The sequence below is a fragment of the Brenneria alni genome, from assembly GCF_003666245.1.
Taxonomy (GTDB): Bacteria; Pseudomonadota; Gammaproteobacteria; order Enterobacterales; family Enterobacteriaceae; genus Brenneria; species Brenneria alni.
The window spans coordinates 1-3,352 of record NZ_MJLZ01000090.1 but is presented as its reverse complement, the minus strand read 5'-3'; the positions used below and the strand labels follow the sequence as shown (position 1 = coordinate 3,352).

General features: G+C 39.8%; 6 protein-coding genes. 3 read left to right on the top strand and 3 right to left on the bottom strand.

The genetic code is table 11. From position 1 onward, the window contains the following. Nucleotides 1–46: 46 nt before the first annotated feature. Together BIY29_RS19675 and BIY29_RS19670 are read right to left on the bottom strand one after the other, a co-directional pair. A complete protein-coding gene (locus tag BIY29_RS19675; RefSeq protein ID WP_121576693.1) occupies nt 47–328 on the bottom strand; it encodes a hypothetical protein in 282 nt (93 codons plus the stop codon). 161 nt (nt 329–489) lie between these two features. Beyond that, nucleotides 490–768, bottom strand: coding sequence for an Arc family DNA-binding protein (locus BIY29_RS19670; protein WP_121576692.1), 279 nt, complete (start codon nt 766–768; stop codon nt 490–492). A gap of 250 nt (nt 769–1,018) precedes the next feature. On the opposite strand from BIY29_RS19670, the gene BIY29_RS19665 reads away from it, so the two are divergent. Both BIY29_RS19665 and BIY29_RS19660 read left to right on the top strand, forming a co-directional pair. After that, the gene (locus BIY29_RS19665; RefSeq protein WP_170158989.1) at nt 1,019–1,237 is read left to right on the top strand and encodes a GhoT/OrtT family toxin; all 219 of its coding nucleotides are present in this window, start codon (nt 1,019–1,021) and stop codon (nt 1,235–1,237) included. Nucleotides 1,238–1,464: 227 nt separating this feature from the next. Next, nucleotides 1,465–1,731 (top strand): DksA/TraR family C4-type zinc finger protein, encoded by a 267-nt coding sequence (locus BIY29_RS19660; protein ID WP_121576691.1) that lies wholly within the window; start codon nt 1,465–1,467, stop codon nt 1,729–1,731. A gap of 47 nt (nt 1,732–1,778) precedes the next feature. On the opposite strand, the gene BIY29_RS19655 is transcribed toward BIY29_RS19660, so the two are convergent. Beyond that, a complete protein-coding gene (locus BIY29_RS19655) occupies nt 1,779–2,207 on the bottom strand; it encodes a universal stress protein (RefSeq protein WP_121576690.1) in 429 nt (142 codons plus the stop codon). Between the two features lie 538 nt (nt 2,208–2,745). Between BIY29_RS19655 and BIY29_RS19650 the strand changes: the two genes are divergently transcribed. Next, nucleotides 2,746–3,000: a biofilm/acid-resistance regulator YmgB/AriR gene (locus BIY29_RS19650; protein ID WP_121576689.1), complete on the top strand. Its 255-nt coding sequence runs from the start codon at nt 2,746–2,748 to the stop codon at nt 2,998–3,000. Nucleotides 3,001–3,352 lie beyond the last annotated feature (352 nt).

The following is a 3,352-nucleotide window of genomic DNA, read 5'->3' as shown; positions in this document are numbered from 1 at the left end:
GGGCTGGACTGTGCCATAAGCCGGAGTGCCCTGAAGGAACGGCGCGCTAAAGGAGCACCTCTGCAGGCTGAAGCTCAGCAGATAACCGGCGCGGAAAGCTGTCCTGCTCGCTCCTATTACGTGGCCGTTGAACCAGACCGGATCCGGCTTTGAGGCAGTTTGTGCAGTTCTTCGGAGTTACAGCATCATTAAAAAAAACGGTTTTTTGAAAATATATAACGGCAAAATATCCGCCTTTAAGGTCACTCTTGTAGATCTCGTACCGATGAAGTCCAGCGTGACCATCTTGTACAAAAATCAGCGTTTCTTTAAGAGTTCCCATTAGCATAATTGCCCCCATAAATGATGTGAATATCATTTATCGGCAAAAAACAGGGAAACCTTACTGATCTATATCGCAAAATTTAATTTTAGTCGGAGAAATAGCATTGCCATACCATAACAAAAGCAGCGACAACGTTATGGTATAGCAGGCTCTCTAGGCGGGCGTTATTTTTTCTTTGAAGAGCTTTTGGCTTTATCTTTAAGTAACGCTCTGATTTTCTTTATTTCTTTATGTGTCAACTGGGCTTCTGATACTTCTTCGGTATCCTGATTGTCTACCTCTTCAGATGAAAGTGCATACGATTTATCGCTGTCATCAAAGCTTTGTAACAACCTTGCACTCACTTCAGCACTGATTGAAACTCCATTTTCCAGTGCAGCAGCTTTAATCTTCTCTTTCAAATCCGATGGGATTTTCAGCGACAGACTTGATATCTCACTCATTTTATTACCTTTCCAGAGGGATAAAGCACCAAACTATGACAGTCTTCAGACAATGTCCATACCGAAACAAAAATTTAATATTTCTGTCATACAAGAGAGCGTTACTAACTCAAATTGTATACTTCTATTTCTTTTGCGAACTCATTTTTATAACAAATGATAGCATCCTGGTATGCAAAATGAAGTCCAGGGAAATGGTATACGGAATCGCCGGGTTAAAAAATTGATCATAAAATATGAACGGCATAGAATGCAGGCGCATCAAAAACAAAAGGAAATAAACGTGCAACACCAGACTTTGTGGGAGTTAATCAAACTCATATACTTCATCGGTTTTGCTATTTCAATACTCGTTACCTTTCTGTTAAGCAAAGATAAGTCGCTAACTATTCGGTTTCTGACATCTTTGCTGATAGGGTTAACATGGCCACTGAGCTTTCCTGTTGTTTTATTGTTCTCAATTTTCTAGGTGACGCAGTAATCTCTGAAGACAACTTTCACCAGTAACAGAACCGGTGACGCAGTTATTACTCATGAAGCCCGAGTCATTAAGCTGACAACACCACGCGGCTTCATGCGCTCCGCATTCGTTAACGTGCGTTCGCTTTAGCGGAATAAGCACGTACATCCTTGAATCGCTCAAAATATCCCCAATACTAAAAGAAGCGCACAATTCTCTATTTTTTGGAGGTAATCATGGCGAGTGGATGGTCAAATGACGGCGCAGTTCAGGATCAAATAGATGCTACGGTGGATGATGCCGTTGCACGCGCCCGCAGTCAGTTAACGAGTGGGGAAAGCGCGCTGTATTGTGAAGAGTGCGGCGCTCAAATCCCCGAAGCCAGGCGTAACGCCTTACCTGGTGTGCAATATTGCATCCATTGTCAGGCTGAATTTGACAAAAAAAAGACACAGAATAGTGGTTATAACCGCCGTGGCAGTAAAGATAGTCAGCTACGGTAAACCCTCGGCTTATTCCACAGATGACACGAATAAGCCGAATAATCTGTCTAGCGAACAACCAGTACGGATGTTTTAGCATGTCGCACAATCGCCGCAGCATTCGATCCAAGAAGATAAGTTTTGACATCAGGCCGACGTGAGCCAACGACGATCAGGTCAGCATTAAGTTCCTCCGCCAGCAGCAGTACTTCATCTCTTGGCGTACCAAAACTCACACTGAATGACAAACGTGATGGAGGAAGATCGATAGTTTTAATCAGGGCTTTCAGTTCATCGTTGGCTTTAACTACCGCTTCATTTTCAAACTCTTTGATCCCAAAAGAATAAGCAGATAAAAATGCCGACGCATCCGGAAGCGCATGAAAAAGATGTACGGTTGCTCCTGACATTTTTGCCAACCTTACCACATGGATAAGTGCATTCCTGGTTAATTCATCCTCTTCAATATCAACTGGTACTAAAATGGTTGTATACATAACAGTCCCTTTCTATATGAAGCGTTATATAAAAGATTAGCTCGCTTTACAGTTAAGGAACATGATCTTGTTCACTTTTATGTGGTAAGGGTAGCCAACGTGTTAACGAGGATGCCATTTCGTCAAAATTTGCTGTGTAGTTTTCACACTGATAGTGTTATCAGGAATAATTAAATCACTCCCAACATCATGATTGGCGCCTAAATCCGCAAGCAGTTCAGTAAACGATGTGCGATAAAAAGCGTCACTAGCCGTCGAGTTATACCCTTAACGTAACGATAACATAGATAAAAATAGCAACTGATACTTATCATATTGGATGTTGATCACTTTCAGATTGTTAAGAGAGTGATTTATCCGCTGATATATTATTTTTAGATTATCTGGTTTTATGCCAAATATGAGCTAAGGTTAATTAGTCATCCTATAATAGACGAGCATTTCTCTATCGTTCGTCTTATCCAATGATTCCGTATGTTCTGTCATCTACACTTAACTTAATACTATGTAATGTAGCACATTTTATGAGGAAAAATAAATGCACGCAGATACCCCACAGACTGATAAAGAGATATCTGATTATTTTAAAGAAGCAGTTCCAATGAATGAGATGGAAATATTGGGCAACATCGTCGATGAAATAATTCAGTCCGGTCATGCAGTTACTAATAAGTCCATTATCTCAAAACTACTTAACAAGATTGAACTCGAAACCAACATAGCCTTTCTGGACAGATACCGAGCCATTCTGGAACTAATCGTACATAAAACACAGGATGATTTCCTGGTTTAATCAGAGCGCCACGGATGGGTGATCTGACTCTGGATAGACATCCTTAAATCAACTAACCAATAAAATTCCCATCGTATTTTCTTTATTCTTTCATTTTTTAAAAAACTCAAATATATTTTTTTATACTTAATTATTCTATCCTACTGATTGTCCTGTTGCATCCACTGAACCAAATTTTCAATTTATATGTTGATATAGCAGAACTTTATCAATTGTTATGTTACTCGCATTCATTAAAAATTTCTTCCACTGCATCCTTTTATATTACGATTTTAACTAAGATGACAAGCAGCACTCTGTAATTAGCATCAAAAATGAAGCGGCAGAAACCATAAATTGATCCAATATAAGT